Source organism: Flavobacterium notoginsengisoli, from assembly GCF_014207905.1.
Classification (GTDB): domain Bacteria; phylum Bacteroidota; class Bacteroidia; order Flavobacteriales; family Flavobacteriaceae; genus Flavobacterium; species Flavobacterium notoginsengisoli_A.
This window is the reverse complement of the sequence record NZ_JACHLB010000001.1, coordinates 1,451,939-1,477,214: the sequence shown is the minus strand read 5'-3', so window position 1 is coordinate 1,477,214 and position 25,276 is coordinate 1,451,939. Positions and strand designations below refer to the sequence as shown.

The following is a 25,276-nucleotide window of genomic DNA, read 5'->3' as shown; positions in this document are numbered from 1 at the left end:
CAACTAAACTTTTATACTAATTTTTATTATTGATTCTGTTATTTACTGTCTTTAAACTGCTTACAAAAATGGCTGTTAACTCATTTCCTTCTTTCCAAATTGTTTCTAATTCAGATTTTGCAATCCACATTTTTTCTTTTATAATTTCTAGCCAAAATAAAGTTTCATCAGCTTCCTCTAAAACGATATTCATTTTGGCTATAAATTCTTTATCACTTCTAGCTCTACAAACAGCTCTATAATTTGCCCCAACAGATGTTCCACTTCTAACTATCTGATTAGTAATTGACCTAATCACATTTGTATTAGGCATTTTCTCTGCCAATTCAATTATCATTAAAGAGAACTTTTTTGTTCTCAACTTCATTTCATCCGTCGTCATTATCAAAAGAACTTATATTACTAATTTTTAAATTCAAAGCTTAGAAAAAATCTAAAATCTAAACTCTGAAATCTAAAATTATAAATTGTGTACCGCTTGTTTAAATTGTTTTCCTCTGTCTTCGTAATTTTCGAATAAATCGAAACTTGCGCAGGCTGGAGACAATAAAACAGCATCACCTTTTTCTGTTAATCTTTGAGCTGTTTTTACAGCATCGTTCATATTGTTAACTTCAACCATAATATCAACAACATTTCCAAAAGCATCAATAATCTTACGGTTATCAATTCCTAAACAGATAATCGCTTTTACTTTCTCACGAACTAAAGACATTAATTCGTTGTAATCGTTTCCTTTATCAACACCTCCAACAATCCAAACTGTTGGAACGTTCATGCTATCTAAAGCAAAGAAAGTAGCGTTTACATTTGTCGCTTTTGAATCGTTGATATATTGTACATTCTGAATTTTAAGTACTTTTTCTAAACGGTGCTCAACACCTTGAAAATTAGATAAACTTTCGCGGATTGTTGCATTTCTAATTTGCATCAATTTCGCTACAGAGCTTGCTGCCATTGCGTTTTTCATATTATGTTTTCCTTCTAACGCAATGTGTTCTGTGTCCATTGTAAACTCTTCTTGGTTGATCTTAATTTCCATTTTGTTGTTATTTATAGAAGCCCCTTCATCGAATGATTTTGTCAATGAAAAAGGAATTAATTTTGCTTTTGTTTTGTTCTTTTTTAACCATTCTGTACTCGCTTCATCATCTGCATCGTAGATAAGATAATCGCTTTCTGTTTGGTTCATTGTTATTCGAAATTTCGAATTGATATAATTTTCATACTTATATTCATATCGATCTAAATGATCAGGACTAATATTCGTTATGATGGCAATATCTGGCCTGTAATTTATAATTCCGTCTAACTGAAAACTGCTTAATTCAAGAACGTAAACATCATATTTATTTTCTGCAACTTGCCAGGCAAAACTTTTTCCAATATTCCCTCCAAGACCAACATTCAAACCAGCATATTTCAGCAGATGATGTGTTAACATGGTTGTGGTTGTTTTACCATTGCTTCCAGTAATTCCGATTGTCATTGCTTCTGTAAAAGGAATTGCAAATTCAATTTCCGAAATCACTTTTACTCCAGCCGCAATTAGCTTTTTTACTATTGGAGACTTATCCGGAATTCCTGGGCTTTTCATCACTACATCAGCATTTAGAATTAAATCTTCTGTATGCTGCTCTTCTTCCCAAGGAATTTTATTAATGATAAGAACTTCTTTATAACTCTCTTTTATCTTTCCGAAATCAGACACAAAAACCTCGTATCCTTGTTTCTTCCCGAGGATTGCGGTTCCTACTCCGCTTTCTCCTCCACCTAAAACCACTAATCTCATTTATCTTAATTTTAGGGTGATGATTGACAAAATGGCTAACATTACGGCGACAATCCAGAAACGAGTTACTATTTTACTTTCGTGATATCCTTTTTTCTGATAATGATGATGAAGAGGCGCCATCAAAAAGATTCTTCTTCCTTCACCAAAACGTTTCTTCGTGTATTTAAAATAAAATACTTGTATAACTACTGAAGCGCTTTCTGCTAAGAAAATTCCACAGAACAAAACAATCAATATTTCTTTTCGAACTGCAATTGCTAAAACTGCAATGATTCCTCCAATTGTCAAACTACCAGTATCTCCCATAAAAACCGATGCCGGATAAGAATTATACCAAAGAAAACCAATCAGTGCTCCAACAAAGGCTGATATAAAGACCGTCATTTCTCCCGAATTCGGGATATACATAATGTTCAAATAATTCGAGAAAATGATATTACCAGAGACAAACGTAAATATTCCGAGTGCGAGGACAGAGATTGCCGAGGTTCCTGCTGCGAGTCCGTCAATTCCATCTGTCAAATTTGCTCCGTTCGAAACTGCTGTGATAATAAAAATTACTACGGGAATAAATATTAGCCAAGCCCATTTTTCATATCCATCTCCCATAAAAGACAATACTTCAGCATAATCAAATTCGTTGTTTTTTACGAAGGGAATTGTTGTTGCTGTAGATTTCTCTTCAACTGGAGCAGGAAGTACAACTGTAGTATTTGTTGCTGTTCTAAAAACATCTGTACGACCTGTATCTGTTCTTACTGTAACTGCAGGATTGAAATAAAGAACTGCTCCAACGATGATTCCCAAACCAACTTGACCAATTACTTTAAAAATTCCTTTTAATCCTTGTTTATCTTTTTTGAATATTTTGATATAATCATCCACAAAACCGATAGTTCCCATCCATAGCGTAGTTACAATAAGCAATACGATATAAATATTATGTAATCTTGCGAATAACAAAACCGGAACCAATGTAGCAAAGATGATAATTAATCCACCCATTGTTGGCGTTCCTGCTTTTTCATTCTGACCTGCCAGACCAAGCTCACGAACTGTTTCTCCAACTTGCTGACGGCGCAAAAAGTTAATCACTCTTTTACCATAAATAGTTGATAAAAGCAGTGAAAGCATAAATGCTAAAGCTGATCTAAATGTGATATATTGGAAAACTCCTGTTCCAGGAAGATCCAATGTCTTGTCAAAATATTCAAATAAATAGTACAGCATATTTCTTTATTTTTTTAAATTCCAATTTTGAATGAAATTCCACTTTTTAAAATCCCAAATTCTAACTATGAATTGATCTTGGAATTTGGAATTTCTATTTTGTTATTTGTTTAATTGTTCTAAAATTTCTTTTACCGTCTCCATATCATCAAAATGATGGCGAACACCATTTACTTCCTGATAGGTCTCGTGTCCTTTTCCTGCAATTAGAATGATATCCTTAGACTGAGCTAATTGACAAGCGGTTTTAATCGCCTGTTTTCTATCTGTAATTCGCAGCATTTTTTTGTAATTCTGAGGCTCAACTCCCTGCTCCATTTCATCTAGAATAACCTCTGGATCTTCATTTCTCGGATTATCAGAAGTTAAAACTGCTTTATCACTTAAATCTGTAGCCATCTTCGCCATAATCGGACGTTTCGTTTTGTCTCGATTTCCTCCGCAACCTACTACAGTGATCAATTGTTCGTTTTTAGTACGGATATCATTAATCGTTTTTAGAACATTTTCTAAAGCATCTGGTGTATGTGCATAATCTACAACAGCAGTAATTCCTCCATCTGAAACGATATACTGAAAACGACCCGAAACACTTTCTAAATCAGACAACAAACGCAACGCTTCAAGACTATCAATTCCAAGCTCTACAGCCGTCCCATAAATCGCTAAAACATTGTATGCGTTGAAAGTACCAATCAGTTTTACCCAAACTTCATTGTCATTAATTTTCAACAATAATCCAGACAATTGACTTTCTAAAATCTGCGCTCTATAATCTGCATACGATTTTAAAGCGTAAGTCAGTTTTTTAGCAACCGTATTCTGCAACATTACAGAACCATTTTTATCATCAATATTAGACAACACAAATGCTGATTTTGGAAGCGAGTCAAAAAATGATTTTTTAACATCTCTATATTCAGCAAATGTTGGATGGTAATCTAAATGATCGTGAGAAAGATTCGTAAAAATTCCGCCTACAAAATGCAAAGCTTCTGTACGTTTTTGGTGAATTCCGTGCGAACTAACTTCCATAAAGCAATGCGTAACTCCAGCTTCAATCATTTCATTCAGATAATGATTAATAGTCAAAGAATCTGGTGTTGTATGCGTTGCTGGATATTCTGTTTTATCTACTACAATTTTTACAGTTGATAATAACCCAACTTTAAAACCTGCTTTTTGAAACAACTGAAATAATAATGATGCAATTGTTGTTTTACCGTTTGTACCCGTTACACCAACTAATTTTAGTTTTGCAGAAGGATCTTCAAAATAATTAGCTGCCATAAAAGCCAATGCCGTGTTGGTATCTTTTACTTGAATATAAGTTACTTCACTAGCTATATTTTCTGGAAGCGTATCACAGATAATCGCTTTTGCTCCCAACTGAATTGCTTTCTCTATATAATCATGCCCATCTGAAAGCGAACCTCTAATTGCCACAAAAACATCATTTGCTTCTACTTTACGTGAATCAAACTCAATTTTAGAAATAGCAACATCTGTTGAACCTTTTGCAGATTCAATAGCTACTTTATATAATATGTCTTTTAGTATTTTCACGATAATTCTAATACTATAGTTGAATTTTTAATTATAGTTTCTCCCGCCTGAATAGATTGCTTCTTTACTTTGCCAACACCAATAACTTTAACCTTGATCTTAACATTAAGATTTTCAAGCAAAGCCACTGCATCCATTCCTGGCATTCCTTTTAAATCAGGAATTTGATTTGTTTTTTTACGAGATTCTAAATCGTATTTATCATAACTGTTTTCTTGTTTCGCAATTTTAGAATCAAGCTGTTTTATTTTATTCGTCGAAGGCGCATCTGTAAAAATCTTTTGAGCGATTCTTTTAAAAACCGGTCCAGCCACATCTGCTCCGTAATAATTGTTTTTTGCTGTATTTGGTTTATGAACAACCACAATACAAGAGTATTTTGGATGGTCAGCTGGAAAATACCCCACAAATGAAGACGCATAATATAAAGCTGATTTTCCTTCTTTTCCTCCATAATTCATCTGAGCCGTTCCTGTTTTCCCTGCCATCGAAAAATCTTTCGAATACAACTTAGAACCTGTTCCCTTTTTTACCACATTAAGCAAAACTGCTTTTACTTTTTTTAATGTTTCTGGAGAACATACACTTGGATTTATTACTTCTGTATCAAACTTTTTAATGGTTTTATTCCATTCTTTTATCTCCGAAACAAACTGTGGTTTTACCATTACACCATTATTAGCAACTGAATTGTAAAATGCTAAAGTTTGCATTGGCGTTACCGAAACATTATATCCAAAAGCCATCCACGGAAGTGTAGTTCCAGACCAATGTTTATCACCAGGTTGCGGAATATAAGGTCTTCCTTCTCCTTTAAAATGCAACCCTAAAGTTTTATTCAATCCGTAGCTATTAATATGATTAACAAATTTTGAAGGATTATTTTTATAACCTTCATAAACCGCCTGAACCATTACTGTATTTGATGAAAGTTCGAAGCCTCGAGCTAAAGAAACTTTTCCGTAACCGCCATTATGCGAATCACGTACAGATCTTCCATAATATTTAACAACACCACCGTGACTATCATAAACCGTACTAGTATCTGCTACTTTATCTTCTAAAATCGCCATCAAATCGACTAATTTAAAAGTCGATCCTGGCTCATGAGATTCTGCAATTGCGTAATTTGTTGTTTCATAATACGAACCGTCTTCTGCTCTTCCTAAATTTGAAATTGCTTTTACATGGCCCGTTTGTGTTTCCATAACAACCACACAACCGTGATCAGCTTCATAATCTTCTAATTGCTTTAACAAAGCGTGATGCGCAATATCTTGAATGAAAACATCTATAGTCGAAATGACATCATAACCATCAATTGGATCTACTTCATTTACATCACGAATAGGTTTCCACTGTCCTTTGGCAATTTTTTGTTTTAGAATTTTACCGTCTTTCCCGTTTAGATAGTTTTTAAAAGCCCATTCAATTCCTTTTCCAACTTCTACTCCAGTTGCTGGATCAATCTTGTCATAACCAATAGTACGTTCAGCGATTTTACCTATAGGATGTTTTCTAACCGTTTCTTGCTCAACTATAATTCCGCCTTTAAAAGCTCCTAAACTGAATAATGGAAAGCTTTTTATTTTCACATATTCTGTATAACTCAATTTACGAGCGATTAAATAATAACGGTTTTTATTCTCACGCGCTTTTCTTAATTCTTTTTGAAAATAACTGCTCGGCTTATCTAAAACTGTTGCCAATGAATCTGACAATGGTTTCACATACTTTTCAAACGTTTCTGTTTTTGGCGCCTTTGCATCAAAACGAATCTCGTAATTCGGAATTGAAGTTGCCAGCAAACTTCCATCTGCAGAATAAATATTTCCTTTGTTTGCAGGAATTACAAAGTTTCTCACAGTACGCTGTTTTGCCAGCTTTCTGTAATAATCTCCTTGAACCCATTGAATATTGGTTAATTTAACGACAATAGCAATTGCCATCACAAAGATGAAAACTGCTACGAGGTAAATTCTGTAGGATATATGTTTATCTTCTACTGCCATATTCTTTTAAAGAAACTTTTTTCTTCTTCTTTTTCTACTTCTATTTTTACTGGAGGTACTGTCGATGGAAAAATTTGCTTTTCTAGCATTTTATCCGAGATAGTTGACTCCATTTTTAATTTCATCAATTCTGAGCGTCGATCTACAAATTCAGATCTTAACTCTTTTGTTTCATTACTTAACTTCGCAATTTCAAAAACCTTTTGTTCGTATCGTTGCGTATTAGCAATCATCAAAATGGCGAGTATTATTATGAAAACAATAAAACGCCAATTCTTTACCGCATCTTCATGAATCAGAAATCTTGCTTTTAATATGCTAAATACACCGCTTTTCATTTTTCTATACCTTAATATATATTATAGCTTTTCTGCAACTCTTAATTTGGCACTTCTTGCTCTATTATTTATTTTGATTTCTGCATCATCTGGAACAATCAATTTTCCTATTGTTTTAAATGGAACTGAAAAATTTCCGTAAAAATCTCTTTCTGGCTCTCCTTCAAACATTCCGTTTTTGATAAATCTTTTTACCAATCGATCTTCTAACGAATGATAGGATATTACTGAGAATCTTCCTCCTGGCTTTAAAATCTCTAACGACTGCTCGATAAATTCTTTTAAAACATCCATTTCCTGATTTACTTCGATTCTGATTGCTTGATAAATCTGAGCCAATACTTTATTTCGAACTTTTTCTGGCAAAAACCTTTTAAGAACTTCTTTTAATTCTTCAGTCGTTTTAATTGGATAATCTCTCCTCGCTTCAACGATTGTTCTTGCCAAGACTGGTGCATTTTTCAACTCCCCATAATCAAAAAAAACACGACGTAAATCCTGTTCTTCATATTCGTTAACCACCCGATAAGCATTTAAATCATTTTTTTGACTCATCCGCATATCTAGTTCGGCATCAAATCTTGTAGAAAATCCTCTTTCCGGAACATCAAACTGATGCGATGAAACTCCCAAATCTGCCAAGATTCCATCAACTGCCTTTATTCCGTGAAAACGCAAAAATCTTTTTATGAACCTAAAATTCTCATTTATTAATGTAAACCTTTCGTCTGGCAAAGCATTTGCAAGCGCGTCTTCGTCTTGATCAAATGCAAACAGCTTTCCGTTTGGCCCTAATCTTCTTAAAATCTCCTTTGAATGACCACCGCCTCCAAACGTAACATCTACATACACACCATCAGGTTTAATATCTAAACCATCTACAGTCGGATGAAGCAAAACCGGATTATGATATTCCATCTTCGTCGTCATTAATATTTCCCATTACTTCTTCGGCTAAATCTGCAAAATCCATATCTTCGCCGCTTATTGATTTTTCGTATAAATCCTTATCCCAGATTTCTACTATATTAACCGCCGATGAAAAAACTACATCTTTAGAAATACTTGCAAACGTTACCAAATCTTTTGGCACCAACAATCTTCCTAATGCATCAACCTCAACCACTTTAACACCAGCCGTAAATCTTCTAATGAAATCGTTGTTCTTTTTTACAAAGCGATTAAGCTTGTTGATTTTTTTCATCATCAAATCCCATTCTTCCATAGGATATAATTCTAAACACTGCTGAAAAACAGAACGCTTCAAAACGAATCCGCTTTGAAGAGAAGCCGTCAATTGCTTTTTTAAAGGCGCAGGCATCATTAGCCTTCCTTTAGCATCGACTTTACATTCATATGTTCCAACAATTGTGTTCAAAAAAAACTAGTTAACATGTTATACAGCAAAAATATAAAAAAAAATACCACATTTTACCACTTTATACCACTTTGTTAATAAGTTTAACCACTTTGCTACCACTTCTCATAATTACCAATCAATCAATATCTTAACTATTAATTAACAGATTAATAAATACGTTAATCATTCAAAAAAATAATGCCCTAATTTTCTTAAAAAATTGATTATTCTTCAGATTTCTTAACATTCTATTAATTTAACAAATAGCGCATTAATTACTGATTTTTAGACTTTTATAAAAGAAACGTAAATATTGTCGTTAAAAAACAGTAGCAAAAATTCATTTTTATTTATTTAACCCTATATTTGTCGAAATTGAAATTGGCATTAGATTAGATGGACAAACACTATAAAAAAGAAGGCAAATACAGCTATTTTGAAGCTGGAGAAGGAACTCCAATTGTTATTCTGCATGGATTAATGGGAGGTCTTAGTAACTTTGATGGTGTAGCACAATATTTCCCGACAAAAGGATATAAAGTTGTTATTCCGGATTTGCCAATATACACACAAAGCATTTTAAAAACGAACGTAAAAAGTTTTGCGAAATACGTAAAAGACTTTATCACTTTTAAAGGTTTTGACAAAGTAATTCTTTTAGGAAATTCTCTTGGAGGACATATTGCTTTGTATCATACAAAACTTTATCCTGAAAAAGTTGCCGGACTTGTAATTACCGGAAGTTCTGGACTTTACGAAAGCGCAATGGGCGACAGCTACCCAAGAAGAGGCGATTACGAATACATTAAAAAGAAAGCTGAAGATGTGTTTTATGATCCAAAAATCGCAACTCCAGAATTAATTGATGAAGTTTACGCTACCGCTAATGACCGTATCAAATTGATTAAAACCTTGACGATTGCAAAGAGTGCAATTCGTCATAATATGGCAAAAGATTTACCAAAAATGGATGTGGAAACCTGCATTATTTGGGGTAAAAATGACTCTGTAACACCACCAAATGTTGCCGAAGAATTTGATAAATTATTACCAAATTCGACCTTGTATTGGATTGACAAATGTGGGCACGCAGCTATGATGGAACATCCAGATGAATTTAATGAAATTCTGGAAAAATGGCTCACCGAGCAGAAATTATAGTGACAAACTTTCGATTTTTAAGGAGGTTTTAAAAACAAAAGACATGAAAATTAATACCGCCGAATTTATTATCAGTAATTCTGATGCTTCAAAATGCCCGACTGAATTCTTGCCGGAATATGCGTTTATAGGCCGATCTAATGTTGGTAAGTCATCTTTGATTAATATGCTTACCAACAATAAAAACTTAGCAAAAACATCTAGTAGACCAGGAAAAACACAATTAATAAATCATTTTAAAATCAATAATAATTGGTTTTTAGTCGATTTACCTGGTTATGGATATGCTAAAGTTTCAAAGAAAACAAAATCTGTTTTCCAGCAATTCATTACCGATTATTTTGAAAACAGAGAACAGCTTGTTTGTGCCTTTGTTTTAATTGACATTCGTCACGAAGCTCAAAAAATTGACATTGAATTTATGTCTTATATGGGAGAAAGCGAAATTCCGTTTTGCATTATTTTTACCAAAGCCGACAAAATAAGCCGAACAAAAATAGACTCTCATATTGCAGCCTACAAAAAACAAATGTACGCAAACAATTGGGCAGAAATGCCACATTATTTTGTAACCTCATCTACAGAATCAACAGGAAAAGAAGATGTTCTATCTTACATTGATGAAGTAAATCAGGAAGTTTTTAAAAACAACTCAGGGTTTTAAATAGAAAATCTCAATAAAAAAATCCCAAATTCCAACCTTATAATTGGAATTTGGGATTTTCTGTTTATTGGAATTTCAAAATCAATCTGCCATTTTATTTTCAAAATTCTTTTTAGCTGTTTGTCTAAAATTTAAAGCTTTCCATTCTTTATAAATTAAAACTTGATAAAGAATATAAAATAGAGAATTAAAAAACCACAAATCGAGTACAAATGGTTCTGTAAAGATTACCGAATCTGTATTTCCAGACAAAAAAATACTGGCACTGCTTGTTAAGTAAATAATTAATCCGTTGCAAAAATAGAAATAGTCGTGCTTAATATTTTTCAAATTCGAAACGATATAATAAAAAGCATAAAGCAATAAAGGAATTGAAGTTATCGCGATTTCAATCAAATTAAATTCCCAATAAAGTGACGGAATAAGATAATACTGAATACTTAAAAACAGTAAAACCAAAATCAGTACTGCCAATATAATTTTCCTAAATATTTTATTTTCAAAAGAATTATAGAAAAACAGACTCAGCGATATAAACTGAAAAATAAAGTAATAATGCGAAAGAAAAAAATTGGAATTAGGATAGAGAAATCCAATAATGTTGCATAATAATTCTACACAAAACAAAAGAACCAAATATGCTGTAACAATACGATATAGCACATCTCTTTTTTTGCACGTAATATAAAACCTAATTGCATTGGCAAGTAAAAAAAATAATCCGACTAGACTTACCAGAAAAGGGAATAGCATGTTATTAATTTTGGGGATGATATTGCAAATAAAATACAAAAATCCCAAATCTCACTTTTAAGGATGAAATTTGGGACTTTTTTTATTGATTTTTAAGCTTCTTCTTACTTTGTAAGCTCTAATTTTTCTGCGAAGTAGTCACAGAAATCTTTCATAGTATCCGACATTTTTTCGTCGTCTGTTGCACGTTTAAAAGTATCTGACATTGCCACTAAAGTTTGGTGAAAGAAAATTTTCATTTCGTCTACCGGCATATCTTTTGTCCATAAATCGATACGCATGGTTTCTTTAGCTTTGCTGTCCCAAATAGACAACATAATTGCTTTTGCTTCTTCAGCCTGAACACCTCCATCTTGTGCGCTCCAAGTTAGTTTTTCTGGAACACGGTTTTCATCTAATTCTATATTGAATTTAATCTCTGAGTTTATATTTGCCATTATTTCTTAGGTTTATATTTTGATTTTTCGAAAATCTCTTTTGCGTCAGTTTTAAATAAATCTGCTAAAGAAACTTCGCTATTATTTTTCATGTAAGCACGCACCATTTGCCAGCCAATCCAAGCTCCAATTCGGCCAGGAGAATCATTATCAATTTCTAAAAAGAATTTAGAAAAAGGTGCTGGTGTCATAAATCGTGTTCTAAGTTTAGGATCATCACTATAAAGCATTTCATTTTCTATAAAATACCTCCAGATATAAGCTTCATTTTCTTCGCACCATTTTATTTGTTCTGGCATGTAGCCCATTTTTTCTGCATCGGTATAATCTGGAAGCAGTAAATCTTTTGCGTAAAGCTGTTTTCCTTCAAAAACCATTTGCGCTACTAGGCTTCTATCAGGAGAATCTGGAATATTACGATAAGAAAAACTAGAAACCACATCTGGCATAATCTGTCTTTCTTCGAAGTTTTGTTTCAAGTAATTTGGAAACTCGTAAAACTTATGCTCTTTTCCTAAATAGAGTTCCAGCGCCACAATTACAAGACTGTCTGCATAAATTGCTTTTGCGTTATAGTCCATTTCTCCAATTACCGTAATTACCTTTGGAATTTTAGTTTTAGGAAAATAATATTTTACATGCTGAAAAAGCGCATCAAATTCTTTGTGAACTGGCTCAAAATTACTGTACTTTTTTTGTACTTCATCATAAACCTCTCTCCAAATTGGATCGTTCATTTTTTGCAGCCAGACATTATCATCATTACCTGCAGGAAAAAAGAACGGATATTGTTTTTTTACCTGCGCGAGGTCTTGGGGTTTAGTTTCAAAAAACACCTTATCAAAACGCTCTACTTTAATATCAACAGGGATTTCTTCTACTGCTTTTTCGACCTTACTTTTTTGGTTGCAGGACAAAAAAAACAGGCATAGAACCACTGCAAAGCGATAAATTTTCATTTTATTTTAATTAGATTTGTGTTATCAGAATTTAAAGTAATTGCATACTAAAAATAATTCTGCAAATATACATCCCTGTACTTTAAAACTTAAACTATTATGGCTAAAAAAAGCACAATTCAGACAGAAAAAGTAAATACGCATATTGTAGAGTGGCTAAAAGACTACGCTAACAAGGCAAAAGTAAACGGTTTTGTAATTGGAATTTCCGGAGGTGTAGATTCTGCAGTAACTTCAACTTTATGTGCGCAGACAGGACTGAAAGTTTTATGTGTCGAAATGCCTATTCATCAGGCAGAAAGTCAAGTAAATAGAGCTAAAGAACATATTTCGCAATTAAAAAGCCGATTCTCAAATGTTTCTGAAGTTCAAACCGATTTAACAGCTGTTTTTGAATCTTTTAAAAGTGCTGTACCAAAAACTGATGATGAAGCAAAAGTAAATTTAGCATTGGCCAACACTCGTGCGCGTATCAGAATGACTTCTTTATATTACTTAGCAGGAATTCATGGTTTATTAGTTGCCGGAACAGGAAATAAGGTTGAAGATTTTGGCGTAGGTTTTTACACTAAATATGGAGATGGAGGAGTCGATTTAAGTCCAATTGCTGATTTAATGAAATCGGATGTATATGCTTTAGGAGAATTTTTGCAAATTCCGCAATCAATTTTAACAGCTGCACCTACAGATGGATTATTTGGAGACAACCGTACAGATGAGGATCAATTAGGAGCAAGTTATGACGAATTAGAATGGGCAATGTTAGCTGCGGAGTCAGGAAAGACGGTAGCTGACTTTGAAGGGAGAGAAAAATCTGTATTTGAAATTTATAAACGATTAAACACCAACAATAAGCACAAAATGGATCCAATTCCAGTTTGTAATATACCCGAAAAGTTAAAATAATTTTTTTTAACATTTGTCAGCTATAAACTACAGAATTTATTTATTAATTTTACAGCTCCAAAAACATGAACAATTCTAAAAAAGGTAAAAATTATGATTAAAGTATGTCTAGCAGACAATCATCCTGTTACGCACTTTGGCGTTAAGTCTTACTTCAAAGACCACGATCAAATTTCAATTGTTGCCAACGTCGGCAATTTTTCAATGGTTAGAGATATTCTTCAAACGAAGGAAATCGACATTCTAATATTAGATTTAGAATTAGAAGGTCTTTCGAGTATCTTCGAAATCAAATCAATCTTGAAAAATTTCCCAAAAACAAAAATTGTTATTTTTAGTGATCTTGCTGAGCAAATGTACGCTCCAAACGCAATTAAAGCAGGAGTTTCTGGGTATGTACACAAAACAGAAAAACTTGAAACATTAGGTCATTCTATTATTAAAGTACACGAAGGAAAAATTATCATCAACGAAACAGTACGCAAAAACATGGCACTTATTGCGAAACAAAGCAAAAGCGAGCGTCTGTACAGAAAACTTTCTAACCGTGAAATCGAGGTTTTACGTTATTTAAGTGATGGTAAGAAAAACAATGAAATCTCTAAAATCTTAAATCTGAACGAAAAAACGATCAGTACTTACAAATTGAGATTATTAACTAAATTAAACGTTACTAATTTAGTTGACTTAGTTAACAAAGCGAAGACTTTAGAAATTATTTAATTACAATTCGAAAATCTTAATCTTTAAGAAATTCGAGAAACTATAAAAACTCTATCTTTTTTGATTTATTCAGATTAGATAGAGTTTTTTCCTTTTTAGTGATACGGTACAACTACACGCCCCAATTTCTTAGAAAAATTATTCAACAATTTGGAGTAATCTATAACCATACTCAAAACTTCTGAATTATCTTCTTGCGGATCTGTTAAAAGAGAATTCTTTAATTCTGCAATGATCGAAGACACCAAATACCATCTCATAGCAAATATGGTCTCTGAAACATTCTGCTCAATCGTTTCACTTTTTTGTTTTGGAAAAATATTCTGCCCTTCCCAATTATGTATGGTCAATCTTTCATCTTCCATTAATATATTCGTTACTTCTTGAGCAAATTCAGGCTCTAAATGCATCAAATATTTGTCTAAACTAAAAGTCTCATTCTGATTATAAAAATCAATAAGATTCGTGTAAATATTCTGAAATAAAACATTCGATAACTCTATCTCATCTTCCTGAAGACTTAAATATATTTTTTGGAATACTTTGTATTGTCTTTTTTCCGAAACTTCTTTTACATTTCCTTCTTCATCTGCTTTCAAGAAAACATCTTCAAAATCTTCTACTACATTTCCGTACAAAAGTAAAACCTCAATGACTTTTCTTTCGAAACCATATAAAATATCAACTTTTTGATTTTGTACTTGCGGAGAATATCCCGAATCTCCCGGATAATCGTAACCTTCCGGCGGACCAGTTCTTGGATCTTCTGGATCTCCGCCCGAAAAAGTTCCAGCTTGCGGAGGCTGATTTCTATGAACTTCAAAAGGTTTTTGTTCTTGTTTCTGTTTTTTATTCGCTTCGGCAATATCTTTCTGAATCAATTGCGCTAAAGTACTTGTTAGAACCTGCTCGGAAATATCCATTATTCGAGCACATTCCTGTATATATACCTCTCGCTGAATACGATCTGGTATTTTAGAAATACTCGTAACCATATCACGAATCAAGTCTGCTTTTTTAATAGGATCATTTTTAGCTTCACCCATTAAAATCGACGCTTTAAACTGTATAAAATCTTTACTGTTGTTTTCTAAATAAGCAACTAAATCTTCATGAGAATTTTTTCTAGCAAAACTATCTGGATCTTCTCCATCAGGAAAAGAACAAACTCTCACATTCATTCCTTCTTCTAGAATCAAATCGATTCCACGAATTGAAGCTCGCAAACCTGCAGCATCTCCATCAAAAAGAACTGTAATATTTCGCGTTAAACGGTTTATCAAACGAATTTGATCTGGCGTTAATGCCGTTCCAGAAGAAGCCACAACATTCTCTATTCCAGCTTGACTGAACTGAATAACATCGGTATATCCTTCTACCAAATAACAATTGTTTTGTTTGGCGATGGATTGTTTAGCATGATAAATTCCGTAAAGGACTTTACTTTTATGGTAAATATCACTTTCTGGCGAATTCAGGTATTTTGCTGCTTTTTTATCATTGGTTAAAATACGTCCTCCAAAACCTAAAACACGGCCCGACATACTTTGAATCGGAAACATTACACGACCTTTAAATCGATCAAATGGACGATCTTCTCTCGCGATTGTTAAACCTGTACTTTCTAAAAATTCTAATTTATAGCCTTTTCCTAATGCTTCTTTTGTCAAAGCATCCCAAGTTTCGGGAGAATATCCTAAATTGAATTTTTTAATGGTTTCATTCGTAAATCCTCTTTCTTTAAAATAAGACAAACCAATTGCTTTTCCTTCTTCAGAATTAACCAAAACATCTTGAAAATATTTGGCAGCAAATTCAGAAACCAAATACATACTTTCGCGAATATCTGTATTTGCTTTTTCGGCTTCCGTTTGCTCCGTTTCTTCTATTTCGATATTATATTTTTTGGCTAAATATCGAATGGCTTCTGGATAAGTAAACTGTGAATGCTCCATTAAAAATTTAACAGAGTTTCCTCCTTTTCCTGTACTAAAATCTTTCCAGATTCCTTTTGCAGGAGAAACCATAAACGAAGGCGAACGCTCATCTGAGAATGGACTTAAACCTTTAAAATTACTTCCTGCACGCTTTAAATTCACGAAATCGCCAATAACCTCCTCTACTCGAGCAGTTTCAAAAACAGAATCAATGGTATTTTGTGAAATCAAAATGTTTTAAATTTTAAAAGTTGAGAGCTTGCAAAAATACGTAAATCTTGTTGGAATTTTAATCATTTTAAATCAAAAAAGCATCTCAAAAGAGATGCTTTTTTCACTAACTAAACGACCAGTATTTTAGTTTAAATCTACTCTAAGTCCTAACGAAACGTTATTCTCTTTTACTAGATTATTCTGAAACAATGGGTTCAAATCATATTTAAAGTACAAACTCAATTCTCTGTAGCCGATATAAGAACTCAGACCGTAAACAAAATTATTTACATTGTAATCGCCTTTTATTGTGGTTTTGTATTTTAAATCGTCTTCTTCAAATTTTAAAATCTGTTTTGACTTTACATTAACTCCTGCATAACCTCCAATTCCGAAACGGAAACTTTTATGAGTTTTAAAATATTTTACACCATCTTTTTCTGTCGGTCTTGTAAAATCGAATTCCAAATGCACGGGCGCAACCAAATACACATTTCTAAAACGAGATTCTGTTAAATGCACTGGATTTACTTCCAAATTAGTTTGATCACCATCTACTACAAAACTCCTATTATCTGTCGGACGAATATTATTGTACATTAACGAAAGACCGTATTTAGCATGTAGTAAATTATCGTTTTTCATTAATCTCGAATTGTATGTAAAACCCCATTCGTAAAAATGCGACCCCATAAAACGATAATTTGAATCTTGAAGTTTTCCGTCAGTCATTATATTATTTAATCCCATTGCAAATACGAACTGAGAAGTTGTTCTCCTTTCGCCACGAATAGAATCTTTATGATGTTTAACAACCTTCCAGCTTATTTTATATACTTTCGATGAATCCTCTTTTATTTTGCCGTCTACTTTTTTCTGAACCAAATCATTTAGTTCATTTTGAGCCAGAGTTATTTTTTCTTCCATAACTACAGCTCTTGCCTCTGCCAATTCTTTTTTACGCTTTTCTGCCTGCTCCTGCGTAATTTTTCCTTCAGATAACTGAACGTTTACCGCTTCAACTTCTTCTTTTAAAGCTTCTTTTTCTTCTTTCGTAATTTTCTCGATTTTATTGGCGATTCTTTTTGTTTCAGATTCAAATGTTTCTTGACCTAAAACCTTACTGACAAATAAGAAGACTAAGATTACGAGATAAATGGTAAAATTTTTCATGATTGATTGATTTAAAATATTTGATGATGATTAATGGTAAATTGATAATTGTTAATTGTTAATTGTTAATTGTTAATTGTTAATTGTCTTGATTCTTTTCTTGCTGATTTCTGTTTGACAAAGCGACTTTAACATCTTGAAAATTTTTGTTCACTTTTGCAATCATTTTTTCTCTAAAAGAAAGTTCTAGTTCTCCGTCAACTTGGTTCAGCAGTTCGTTGGCATTGATTTTAATTTTTGTTTTTTTAACTCCGCTTTCTACTAAAACTTTATTTTCTGCTGTTTGCAATAACTGATCAACATTATCCTTTTTAGGATTTTCTGCAATTGCACTTTGATTGTTTACTGATTGTTTTTCTTGATTGTTTTTGATGATGATTGAAGACTCCGCTATTTGATTTGATTCATTTTTAATGGTTTTATTTGAGATTTGTCCCGAAGCTTCGGGATTCGCTTTTTCTACTTTATTTGAAATCACTTCTGAAGGTTTTTCAGAAATAGCAACTTCCGTTTTTACTGAATCTGTAGTGTTCAAAATTGGTCCTGTAACCGAATCTTTTTCAATTTCTTTATCAACAACTACCGTTTCTGGCGTTTTAACCACATTTTTATTTTGGTTGAAAAAAATTGTTCCAACCAATAAAAACCCAATGAAACTTGCTGCGATGTACAGCCATTTTCTATTTTTCTTAGGTTTCTTTTCCTCTGCCACACTCAACATCGCGTCCAATCGATCCCAGGCTTTGTTACTTGGTTCAATTTTGCGTTCGTTTAGTTTTTCACGGAAATCCTTTTCAAAATTATTCGGTTCCATTATCTTGTCTTTTTAAAATAGTAATTTGTGTTTGGAGCATTTTTCTAGCGTGCGATAATTGCGATTTTGATGTTCCTTCATTAATTCCTAACATCTTCGCAATTTCATTGTGTTTGTATCCTTCAATTGCGTATAAATTGAAAACCATTTTGTAGCCATCTGGCAAAGCATCAATTAAATACTGAATTTGTTCTACTGTAAACTGGCTGTCGATTTCATTAAAACTTTCCTCGACAAAAAATTCATCTTCGGCAAATTTTACTTTTTTCTGAACTCTTAAATAAGAAATGCATTCATTAACCATAATTCGGCGGATCCAGCCTTCAAAACTTCCTTTGTGTTCAAAGTTTTTTAAATTCGTAAACACTTTCATGAAAGCCGTTATCATCACATCTTCTGCCAATTGAATGTCCTTTATATATTGACGACATACACTTAACATTTTTGAAGAATACTTACCGTAAATCTGCTGCTGTGCCTGACGATTATTTTCGACAGCCAACTTTATGATTTTGGTTTCTTCTTGATGTAACGAAATAATTTTCATTAATAAGCTTTGGTTTTTGGTTTTAGAAACAGACTTCTATTAGCATAGACGATTGTCGATTTGAAATGGTTGCATGAGGTTTGAAAAATTTCAATAAAAAAATTCCAAATTCCAACAATATAGAAACAGATAGTTGATTTACAACAAAGTAAATCAATTATCTAATTGACAAATTTTCTAATTATTTAATTAAAGAAATTATTTTTTTCTTTCAATAACGTAGTTTACCATTAAAGTAAGCGCCGCTTTGAACTCAGAATCTGGGTAATTTTCAAGAAGAGAAAGTGCTTCCTGTTGGAATTCGACCATTTTATTTTCAGCGTAAGCCAAACCATTATTGTTTTTTACAAAAGCAATAACTTCTTTTACGCGTTTTTTGTCTTTGTTGTGGTTTTTGATGGAGTTTATCAACCACTTTTTTTCTTGCGGAGTACAAGTATTTAAAACGTGAATTAAAGGCAAAGTCATCTTTTGCTCTTTAATATCTATTCCGGTTGGTTTTCCGATGGCTTCTTCGCTGTAATCAAATAAATCGTCTTTGATTTGAAATGCCATTCCGATTAATTCACCGAATTTACGCATGTTTTCTACCTGAATATCATCTTCGATTACGGCTTTCGCGCCAAGCGCACAACAAGCTGCAATAAGCGTTGCCGTTTTCTTTCTGATGATTTCGTAGTAAACATCTTCGGTAATATCTAATCTTCTTGCTTTTTCGATTTGAAGCAATTCTCCTTCGCTCATTTCGCGAACGGCAACAGAAATAATTCTCAATAAATCGAAATCGCCATTATCTATAGAAAGCAATAAACCTTTTGACAATAAATAATCTCCAACTAAAACAGCAATTTTATTTTTCCAAAGTGCATTGATTGAGAAAAATCCGCGACGGCGATTACTGTCGTCAACCACATCATCGTGTACTAAAGTTGCAGTATGGATTAACTCGATAACCGAAGCTCCGCGATACGTTCTTTCGTTTACAGTTCCGCCAGAAACCATTTTTGCAGTAAGAAAAACAAACATCGGACGCATTTGTTTTCCCTTGCGGTTTACGATATAATAAGTGATTCGGTTTAGTAATGCAACCTTTGAAGTCATCGATTCATGGAACTTTTTTTCGAAAAGTTCCATTTCGTTAAAAATAGGCTGCTTTATTTGAGATGTAATATTCATTTAAACACCAAATATACTATTTTAAATAAAATTACGTTGTGTATTTTAGGTTAGGATTTAAATAATTTATGTTCTAACCTGAAAAAACACCAAAAATAGTTCTAACTAATACTGATTTGAATTCATTAATTAAAAAAATAACCCAAACTATTTATTTATGAAAACAAAATTTTTATTAATTGGCACTTTTATTACAATGTCTTTTTTCATTAGCTGTAGTTCTGATGAAAAAACAAATGACGGATCTGGAAAAGCGATTACAAACGCAGAAATTATAACCAATTCTAAAATCGACGCTTCTGTTGAAGATGTTACAAATATTGCTGAAGATCAATTTAGCGCACAAGTAAATGTAAATTCAAAACCTGGCGGACCAATCAAGAATTTCTTGCCAAGTTGTGCTACAATTACAACGGTTTTAACCAATAATACTTGGACTAAAACGGTAGATTTTGGTGTTGAAGGCTGTACATTAAACAACGGAAATACGGTAAAAGGAAAAATGGTTGTTTCTTTTTCAAATGATTTTACCTCTTCTACACAAACTATAAGTTACACTTTTGACGGATTTTATCACAATGGCAAAAAAATTCAAGGAAGTAAAAGTATTGTGCGAACAATTAAGGAAACTAATATATTGGTAACAGCGCATCCGGTTTCGACAGCTTCAATAGATTTAACAATCACTTTTGATGATGGTGGTGTTTATACCAGAAAAGGAACTCTTGTAAAAGAAATGACTTCTGGATATGACACTTGGTTTGATTGGGATGATAATGCTTTTGTAGTAACTGGAAGTGGTACAACAACTTTCCCGAATGGAGATACTTTTTCTGCAGAAATTACGACTCCTTTAGAATTTAATGCATCTTGCAGAAAATCTTTTGCAGTAAAAGGAATTGTTTCTATTACTAAAAATGAAGCCAAAGCAACTATTGATTATGGTAACGGAGAATGCGACACACTTGCTAAAGTAACAAAAGACGGAGTTACAGAAGAAATAGATTTGAAAAAATAACATCCTTTTTGCCCAGCAAAAAAGCATTAAGAACAAGAATTATTTCTCGTTTTTAATGCTTTTTTTATTTGGTTAATATTCAAATGTCCCGAAGGGACATAAAATCTTTGACGAATATTTTTTTTTCTACCGACGAGATACTCCTAGCGGAGTATATTTTGCAATTATTTTTTTTCCACGAAATATTCCTAACGGAATATTTTGGCAAATTTTTATTCTGCTTCTTTATTGGCTAATTGTCCGCAAGCGGCGTCGATATCTTTTCCTCGGCTTCTTCTCACTTTTACTACTACTCCAATATTTTCTAAGGCTTTTATGTATGCCATAATTGATTCTTCTGAAGCTTGCTGAAATTCTCCATCATCAATTGGGTTGTATTCAATTAAATTGACTTTGCAAGGAACATATTTACAGAATTTTACCAAGGCATCAACAGAAGCTTTGTCGTCGTTAATTCCTTTCCAAACTACATATTCATATGAAACTTTGCTTTTGGTTTTTCTGTACCAATATTCCAATGCTTCACGTAAATCTTTTAAAGGGAAATTTTTACTGAAAGGCATAATTCGCGCACGAGTTTCATCAATTGCAGAATGTAGAGAAACTGCTAATTTGAACTTCACATCGTCATCCGCCATTTTTTTGATCATTTTCGGAATTCCGGAAGTAGAAACCATAATACGTTTTGGAGACATTCCCAAACCTTCTTCTGAAGTGATCATATCGATTGCTTTAATGACATTGTTATAATTCATTAAAGGCTCACCCATTCCCATAAAAACAATATTAGAAAGCGGATGATTATAATACAGACGACTTTCTTTATCAATAGCCAAAACCTGATCGTAGATTTCGCCAGGTTCTAGATTTCGCATTCTTTTTAATCTTGCTGTCGCACAGAAATTACAATCTAAACTGCACCCAACTTGACTCGACACACAAGCTGTTGTTCTAGTCTCTGTCGGAATTAAAACAGATTCAACTACTAGTCCGTCATGAAGTCTAACGGCATTTTTTACAGTTCCGTCGCTACTCTTTTGCATCGTATCAACCTTAATATGATTGATTACAAAGTTGTTTTCAAGCATAGACCTTGTAGTCTTTGCCACATTTGTCATATCCTCAAAACTGTGAGCACCTTTACTCCACAACCACTCATAAACTTGATTTCCGCGAAAAGCTTTATCTCCATTTTCAACAAAAAAATCACGAAGCTGATCTTTTGATAAAGCGCGTATGTCTTTTTTCTCCATTTGCATGCTGCAAAGTTAATCACTTTTGTCATTTTTCTTAGCATTTTAAATACATTCTTAAAACCTACTTCAAAAAAGACTCTTCTTTTGTTTTTTTGAAAATCCTCTCAACTTAATAATAAACAAATATTTACACTTAGAATAACGCTTCAAAAGTTTCTAGATTTAGCTTGATTCAGCCATTCATTCATTACTATAAAAATTTAATAAAACTTTAGCCATGATTTTTATCATTCCTTTTGGTTAATGTGCTCAATAATTTTGATCTAAGAAATAAGGTCAGTTCGCAACCACTTCATCGAACTCCTCCCGATTAAAATTAACCTATACATTATTAAAAATGAAAACAATCAAATCAATCCTATTAACTGTAATTTTTACAACAGCTTCTTTACAAATAAATGCACAAAGAACTTACAATGTAACTGCAAATTCCACTTTTGAAGTCGCTGGCACTTCTACCGTGCATGATTGGGTAATGAAATCTACAGAAGGAACTGGCACAGCTAACTTAACTATTAAAGATTCTAAACTAGCAGGAATTAACAGCTTAAACATTTCTTTATTAGCCGAAAGCTTAAAAAGGTACAAAACCAGTATGGACAAAGTTGCTTATGAAGCTCTCGATACTGAAAACCATCAAAATATTGAATATGTTTTAAAATCTGCTGTAAAAGTAGACGAAACAACTTGGAACTTAACTGGTGTATATACTATTGCGGGTGTAAGCAAAGAATTTACTACTCAAGTAAGGATAACAATTTCCAATGGAACTTTTATTCTTCAGGGTTCTAACCAAATTACTTTTGGCGATTTTGAAATGACACCTCCAAAAGCTGCACTTGGTGTAGTAAAAGCGGGTAAAGATTTAACGGTGATTTTCAATATTATTTTAAGCTGATACACTTTTCTTCAGTGTTAAAAATCCGCTAAATCAGAATTGAAATTCTTACTTCCAAAATCTTAAAATTTAAAAATTTAATAAAATACAACGCTCTTTTTTATCGTAGTGATCGATTTTGTAAAAAATGAAAACGTTGTAGTTATTAAATACCTATTTAATAAAATTTTAACAATGATTTTTATCATGTATTTCCCTGATTTATAGGAAGACCTTTGATACAAGTTAAAACAACATTCTTAGTACTAAATAGAAACTGGCCGACACATTAACTTATTTTTTAAAATAAAAAACATGACTAACATGAAAACAAATACAATTAAACTTTTTGCAATTGTTACAGCATTTTTAGGAATAACTACAATTGCTACCGCACAAAAATCATACACTTTAGACAAATCAACTTTTTCTGTTGCTGGAACTTCAACGCTACATGACTGGGAAATGAAATCTGCTTCTGGAACTGGAACTGCTTCCTTAAATATTGCTAACGGAAAATTAAGCGATATCGAAGCATTAATCATAACGCTGCCAGCAGAAACTGTAAAAAGCGAGAAAAAAAGTATGGATAAAGTAGCTTACGAGACTTTAAAAACAGATAAAAACAAAAACATTAAATATGTCTTAAAATCTGCCGAAAAAGTAAACGAAACAACTTGGGAACTTACAGGAACTTACACGATCGCAGGAGTAAGCAAAGTGTATAAAACAACTGTAAAAACAACTGTTACTAAAGATGGTTTAAACCTTCAAGGAACAAATAAAATCACTTTTGCAGAATTCGGAATGAAGTCACCAACCGCAATGCTTGGAACTATTAAAACCGGACAAGACCTAACCTTAAAATTTAATTTAAACTTTAATTTATAATTGCCATGAAGAAGATTTATATCCTATTTATTACATTAATAAGTACGTTCGCTGTTGAGGCACAAGTTAGCTTTGGAAATATGCAAAACCAAATTTCTAGAAGCAAAGACGGTATTAACGTTTTCGACGTACAAAAAGACAACCGAGAATTTAAAGGCCTAAGCATTGATCTTGGTGGTGCTTTCAACATGGATTTCCAAGCAACAAATTCATTCAACGATCAATCTGCTAATTCTACTACTGTTACTACAACACCTACTGGGACTACAACTAGAACAATTACAGGATATCGTTTAATGAATACTGAAAACAATTTTACGCTACCTGCTGCAGATATGTACATTGGCGCTCAATTGTTTGATGGAGTAAGAGTAAATCTAGATGTGTATCTAGCTTCTAGACATCACAATGATTCTTATGTAAAAGGCGGATACTTACAAATTGACAAATTAGACTTCATTAAAAAAGATTTCTTGGCTGATGTTATGAAATATGCTACAATTAAAATTGGGCAAATGGAGAACAATTTTGGTGATGCGCACTTTAGAGCTTCTGATAATGGTAATACAATCCGAAATGCATTTGTTGGGAATAATATCATGAATGCATTTACTACAGAAATGGGTATGGAGGTTTACTATAACAGAAATGGATTGGTAAGTATGTTAGGTGTTACAAATGGTAATTTAAATCAAAGTAACGAAGAAGTTTTTTACACTTCTGGACCAAACACTAACACAACGCACAGCCCTTCAATCTTAGCAAAATTGGGTTATGATAAACAACTTAATAAAGATTTGAGAGTAAGATTAACTGGTTCTCTTTACCATAACGCAAATCTTGGAAATGCAAACATATATTCTGCTAATAGATCAGGATTTGGTTATTGGGGTATATTGAATAATAACGCTTATAAAAATACCATCACTAAGACCGATGCTAATGGTAATGTTATTTCTACAACTACGACTGATGTTGCAACTACTTTTAGTAAAACATCTACGCCTGAAGCAACATTCAATCCTAATTTCAAAAACTGGGCTACTACTTACATGATTAACCCTTTTGTAAAATATAAAGGACTTGAATTTTTTGGAACTATCGAATTAGCTTCAGGAGGAGATAAAGCAGGTTCTGACGATAAACGTACTGCTAATCAATACGCTTCAGAGCTTATTTACAGATTTGGAAAAACAGAACAATTCTATATCGGTGGAAAATACAACACCGTATCTGGAAAATTATCTAATGCCGATGCTAAAGAAGTTACCGTAGATAAATTTGAAGCAAGTGCTGGCTGGTTTATGACTAAAAATATCTTAGCTAAATTAAACTACGTTAATCAAAACTATAAAAATTACTCTCAATTTACTGGAGATCCTGCTACTGGAAATCTAAATAACTTTTATGGCGGTAAATTTAATGGTTTAGTATTCGAAGCAACCATTTCGTTCTAATAAAAAATAAAAT

25 protein-coding genes are annotated in these 25,276 nt (G+C 32.8%); 8 read left to right on the top strand and 17 right to left on the bottom strand.

The features are described from left to right. Nucleotides 1-16 precede the first annotated feature (16 nt). The 8 genes from HNP35_RS06345 to mraZ form a co-directional block, all read right to left on the bottom strand. Nucleotides 17-337, bottom strand: coding sequence for a four helix bundle protein (locus HNP35_RS06345; RefSeq protein WP_246453348.1), 321 nt, complete (start codon nt 335-337; stop codon nt 17-19). A 123-nt stretch (nt 338-460) separates the two neighbouring features. Continuing rightward, the gene (gene murD / locus HNP35_RS06340) at nt 461-1,792 is read right to left on the bottom strand and encodes a UDP-N-acetylmuramoyl-L-alanine--D-glutamate ligase (protein ID WP_184157692.1); all 1,332 of its coding nucleotides are present in this window, start codon (nt 1,790-1,792) and stop codon (nt 461-463) included. After that, the gene (mraY, locus tag HNP35_RS06335; protein ID WP_184157693.1) at nt 1,793-3,025 is read right to left on the bottom strand and encodes a phospho-N-acetylmuramoyl-pentapeptide-transferase; all 1,233 of its coding nucleotides are present in this window, start codon (nt 3,023-3,025) and stop codon (nt 1,793-1,795) included. Nucleotides 3,026-3,127: 102 nt separating this feature from the next. Continuing rightward, on the bottom strand, nt 3,128-4,591 hold the full coding sequence (locus HNP35_RS06330) for a UDP-N-acetylmuramoyl-L-alanyl-D-glutamate--2,6-diaminopimelate ligase (RefSeq protein ID WP_184157694.1): 1,464 nt from the start codon (nt 4,589-4,591) through the stop codon (nt 3,128-3,130). Beyond that, nucleotides 4,588-6,603, bottom strand: a complete 2,016-nt coding sequence (locus tag HNP35_RS06325; protein WP_184157695.1) for a penicillin-binding protein — start codon at nt 6,601-6,603, stop codon at nt 4,588-4,590. Before HNP35_RS06325 ends, HNP35_RS06330 begins: the two co-directional genes overlap by 4 nt. After that, nucleotides 6,594-6,941, bottom strand: a complete 348-nt coding sequence (locus HNP35_RS06320; protein ID WP_184157696.1) for an FtsL-like putative cell division protein — start codon at nt 6,939-6,941, stop codon at nt 6,594-6,596. Before HNP35_RS06320 ends, HNP35_RS06325 begins: the two co-directional genes overlap by 10 nt. Before the next feature lie 21 nt (nt 6,942-6,962). After that, entirely contained in the window at nt 6,963-7,871 is a 909-nt protein-coding gene (rsmH, locus tag HNP35_RS06315; RefSeq protein WP_184157697.1) for a 16S rRNA (cytosine(1402)-N(4))-methyltransferase RsmH, read from the bottom strand. Next, on the bottom strand, nt 7,846-8,319 hold the full coding sequence (gene mraZ / locus HNP35_RS06310) for a division/cell wall cluster transcriptional repressor MraZ (protein ID WP_184157698.1): 474 nt from the start codon (nt 8,317-8,319) through the stop codon (nt 7,846-7,848). The genes rsmH and mraZ overlap by 26 nt, the downstream gene beginning before the upstream one ends. Before the next feature lie 378 nt (nt 8,320-8,697). Here mraZ and HNP35_RS06305 point away from each other — a divergent pair, with 378 nt between their 5' ends. After that, nucleotides 8,698-9,462, top strand: coding sequence for an alpha/beta fold hydrolase (locus HNP35_RS06305; RefSeq protein ID WP_113677632.1), 765 nt, complete (start codon nt 8,698-8,700; stop codon nt 9,460-9,462). Between the two features lie 43 nt (nt 9,463-9,505). Then, nucleotides 9,506-10,126, top strand: coding sequence for a ribosome biogenesis GTP-binding protein YihA/YsxC (gene yihA / locus HNP35_RS06300; protein WP_184157699.1), 621 nt, complete (start codon nt 9,506-9,508; stop codon nt 10,124-10,126). Between the two features lie 81 nt (nt 10,127-10,207). On the opposite strand, the gene HNP35_RS06295 is transcribed toward yihA, so the two are convergent. The 3 genes from HNP35_RS06295 to gldB form a co-directional block, all read right to left on the bottom strand. Continuing rightward, nucleotides 10,208-10,600, bottom strand: a complete 393-nt coding sequence (locus tag HNP35_RS06295; RefSeq protein WP_184157700.1) for a hypothetical protein — start codon at nt 10,598-10,600, stop codon at nt 10,208-10,210. Nucleotides 10,601-10,983: 383 nt separating this feature from the next. Further along, nucleotides 10,984-11,316: a gliding motility protein GldC gene (gldC, locus tag HNP35_RS06290; RefSeq protein ID WP_008467164.1), complete on the bottom strand. Its 333-nt coding sequence runs from the start codon at nt 11,314-11,316 to the stop codon at nt 10,984-10,986. Then, complete coding sequence (gene gldB, locus HNP35_RS06285; protein WP_184157701.1) at nt 11,316-12,275, bottom strand: gliding motility lipoprotein GldB; 960 nt, start codon at nt 12,273-12,275, stop codon at nt 11,316-11,318. Before gldB ends, gldC begins: the two co-directional genes overlap by 1 nt. 99 nt (nt 12,276-12,374) lie before the next feature. Between gldB and nadE the strand changes: the two genes are divergently transcribed. After that, nucleotides 12,375-13,181: an NAD(+) synthase gene (gene nadE / locus HNP35_RS06280; protein WP_184157702.1), complete on the top strand. Its 807-nt coding sequence runs from the start codon at nt 12,375-12,377 to the stop codon at nt 13,179-13,181. 93 nt (nt 13,182-13,274) lie between these two features. Beyond that, nucleotides 13,275-13,904, top strand: a complete 630-nt coding sequence (locus tag HNP35_RS06275) for a response regulator transcription factor (protein ID WP_008467169.1) — start codon at nt 13,275-13,277, stop codon at nt 13,902-13,904. Between the two features lie 95 nt (nt 13,905-13,999). On the opposite strand, the gene dnaG is transcribed toward HNP35_RS06275, so the two are convergent. From dnaG to HNP35_RS06250, 5 genes are all read right to left on the bottom strand, one after another. Further along, nucleotides 14,000-16,072, bottom strand: coding sequence for a DNA primase (dnaG, locus tag HNP35_RS06270; protein ID WP_184157703.1), 2,073 nt, complete (start codon nt 16,070-16,072; stop codon nt 14,000-14,002). Between the two features lie 126 nt (nt 16,073-16,198). Further along, entirely contained in the window at nt 16,199-17,227 is a 1,029-nt protein-coding gene (locus tag HNP35_RS06265) for a hypothetical protein (RefSeq protein ID WP_184157704.1), read from the bottom strand. A 79-nt stretch (nt 17,228-17,306) separates the two neighbouring features. Continuing rightward, on the bottom strand, nt 17,307-18,041 hold the full coding sequence (locus HNP35_RS06260) for a hypothetical protein (RefSeq protein WP_184157705.1): 735 nt from the start codon (nt 18,039-18,041) through the stop codon (nt 17,307-17,309). Continuing rightward, on the bottom strand, nt 18,028-18,588 hold the full coding sequence (locus HNP35_RS06255) for an RNA polymerase sigma factor (protein WP_008467173.1): 561 nt from the start codon (nt 18,586-18,588) through the stop codon (nt 18,028-18,030). The genes HNP35_RS06260 and HNP35_RS06255 overlap by 14 nt, the downstream gene beginning before the upstream one ends. 198 nt (nt 18,589-18,786) lie before the next feature. Then, entirely contained in the window at nt 18,787-19,764 is a 978-nt protein-coding gene (locus HNP35_RS06250) for a polyprenyl synthetase family protein (RefSeq protein WP_184157706.1), read from the bottom strand. A 157-nt stretch (nt 19,765-19,921) separates the two neighbouring features. Between HNP35_RS06250 and HNP35_RS06245 the strand changes: the two genes are divergently transcribed. Next, nucleotides 19,922-20,782: a hypothetical protein gene (locus HNP35_RS06245; RefSeq protein ID WP_184157707.1), complete on the top strand. Its 861-nt coding sequence runs from the start codon at nt 19,922-19,924 to the stop codon at nt 20,780-20,782. Between the two features lie 212 nt (nt 20,783-20,994). Here HNP35_RS06245 and rlmN read toward each other — a convergent pair whose 3' ends face one another. Next, nucleotides 20,995-22,041, bottom strand: a complete 1,047-nt coding sequence (rlmN, locus tag HNP35_RS06240) for a 23S rRNA (adenine(2503)-C(2))-methyltransferase RlmN (protein ID WP_184157708.1) — start codon at nt 22,039-22,041, stop codon at nt 20,995-20,997. A gap of 334 nt (nt 22,042-22,375) precedes the next feature. Between rlmN and HNP35_RS06235 the strand changes: the two genes are divergently transcribed. The 3 genes from HNP35_RS06235 to HNP35_RS06225 all read left to right on the top strand — a co-directional run bounded on the left by HNP35_RS06235 (nt 22,376) and on the right by HNP35_RS06225 (nt 25,263). After that, nucleotides 22,376-22,936 (top strand): YceI family protein, encoded by a 561-nt coding sequence (locus HNP35_RS06235; RefSeq protein WP_184157709.1) that lies wholly within the window; start codon nt 22,376-22,378, stop codon nt 22,934-22,936. A gap of 303 nt (nt 22,937-23,239) precedes the next feature. After that, nucleotides 23,240-23,806, top strand: coding sequence for a YceI family protein (locus tag HNP35_RS06230; RefSeq protein ID WP_246453346.1), 567 nt, complete (start codon nt 23,240-23,242; stop codon nt 23,804-23,806). Between the two features lie 5 nt (nt 23,807-23,811). After that, a complete protein-coding gene (locus HNP35_RS06225) occupies nt 23,812-25,263 on the top strand; it encodes a hypothetical protein (RefSeq protein WP_184157711.1) in 1,452 nt (483 codons plus the stop codon). Nucleotides 25,264-25,276: the final 13 nt, after the last annotated feature.

What these genes read in the sequence shown, in the direction of transcription:
- HNP35_RS06345 (WP_246453348.1), bottom strand. Translation starts at nt 337, where the DNA reads ATGATAATTGAATTGGCAGAGAAAATGCCTAATACAAATGTGATTAGG.
- murD (WP_184157692.1), bottom strand. Translation starts at nt 1,792, where the DNA reads ATGAGATTAGTGGTTTTAGGTGGAGGAGAAAGCGGAGTAGGAACCGCA.
- mraY (WP_184157693.1), bottom strand. Translation starts at nt 3,025, where the DNA reads ATGCTGTACTATTTATTTGAATATTTTGACAAGACATTGGATCTTCCT.
- HNP35_RS06325 (WP_184157695.1), bottom strand. Translation starts at nt 6,603, where the DNA reads ATGGCAGTAGAAGATAAACATATATCCTACAGAATTTACCTCGTAGCA.
- HNP35_RS06320 (WP_184157696.1), bottom strand. Translation starts at nt 6,941, where the DNA reads ATGAAAAGCGGTGTATTTAGCATATTAAAAGCAAGATTTCTGATTCAT.
- rsmH (WP_184157697.1), bottom strand. Translation starts at nt 7,871, where the DNA reads ATGACGACGAAGATGGAATATCATAATCCGGTTTTGCTTCATCCGACT.
- HNP35_RS06305 (WP_113677632.1), top strand. Translation starts at nt 8,698, where the DNA reads ATGGACAAACACTATAAAAAAGAAGGCAAATACAGCTATTTTGAAGCT.
- yihA (WP_184157699.1), top strand. Translation starts at nt 9,506, where the DNA reads ATGAAAATTAATACCGCCGAATTTATTATCAGTAATTCTGATGCTTCA.
- gldC (WP_008467164.1), bottom strand. Translation starts at nt 11,316, where the DNA reads ATGGCAAATATAAACTCAGAGATTAAATTCAATATAGAATTAGATGAA.
- gldB (WP_184157701.1), bottom strand. Translation starts at nt 12,275, where the DNA reads ATGAAAATTTATCGCTTTGCAGTGGTTCTATGCCTGTTTTTTTTGTCC.
- nadE (WP_184157702.1), top strand. Translation starts at nt 12,375, where the DNA reads ATGGCTAAAAAAAGCACAATTCAGACAGAAAAAGTAAATACGCATATT.
- HNP35_RS06275 (WP_008467169.1), top strand. Translation starts at nt 13,275, where the DNA reads ATGATTAAAGTATGTCTAGCAGACAATCATCCTGTTACGCACTTTGGC.
- HNP35_RS06265 (WP_184157704.1), bottom strand. Translation starts at nt 17,227, where the DNA reads ATGAAAAATTTTACCATTTATCTCGTAATCTTAGTCTTCTTATTTGTC.
- HNP35_RS06260 (WP_184157705.1), bottom strand. Translation starts at nt 18,041, where the DNA reads ATGGAACCGAATAATTTTGAAAAGGATTTCCGTGAAAAACTAAACGAA.
- HNP35_RS06255 (WP_008467173.1), bottom strand. Translation starts at nt 18,588, where the DNA reads ATGAAAATTATTTCGTTACATCAAGAAGAAACCAAAATCATAAAGTTG.
- HNP35_RS06250 (WP_184157706.1), bottom strand. Translation starts at nt 19,764, where the DNA reads ATGAATATTACATCTCAAATAAAGCAGCCTATTTTTAACGAAATGGAA.
- HNP35_RS06245 (WP_184157707.1), top strand. Translation starts at nt 19,922, where the DNA reads ATGAAAACAAAATTTTTATTAATTGGCACTTTTATTACAATGTCTTTT.
- rlmN (WP_184157708.1), bottom strand. Translation starts at nt 22,041, where the DNA reads ATGCAAATGGAGAAAAAAGACATACGCGCTTTATCAAAAGATCAGCTT.
- HNP35_RS06235 (WP_184157709.1), top strand. Translation starts at nt 22,376, where the DNA reads ATGAAAACAATCAAATCAATCCTATTAACTGTAATTTTTACAACAGCT.
- HNP35_RS06230 (WP_246453346.1), top strand. Translation starts at nt 23,240, where the DNA reads ATGAAAACAAATACAATTAAACTTTTTGCAATTGTTACAGCATTTTTA.
- HNP35_RS06225 (WP_184157711.1), top strand. Translation starts at nt 23,812, where the DNA reads ATGAAGAAGATTTATATCCTATTTATTACATTAATAAGTACGTTCGCT.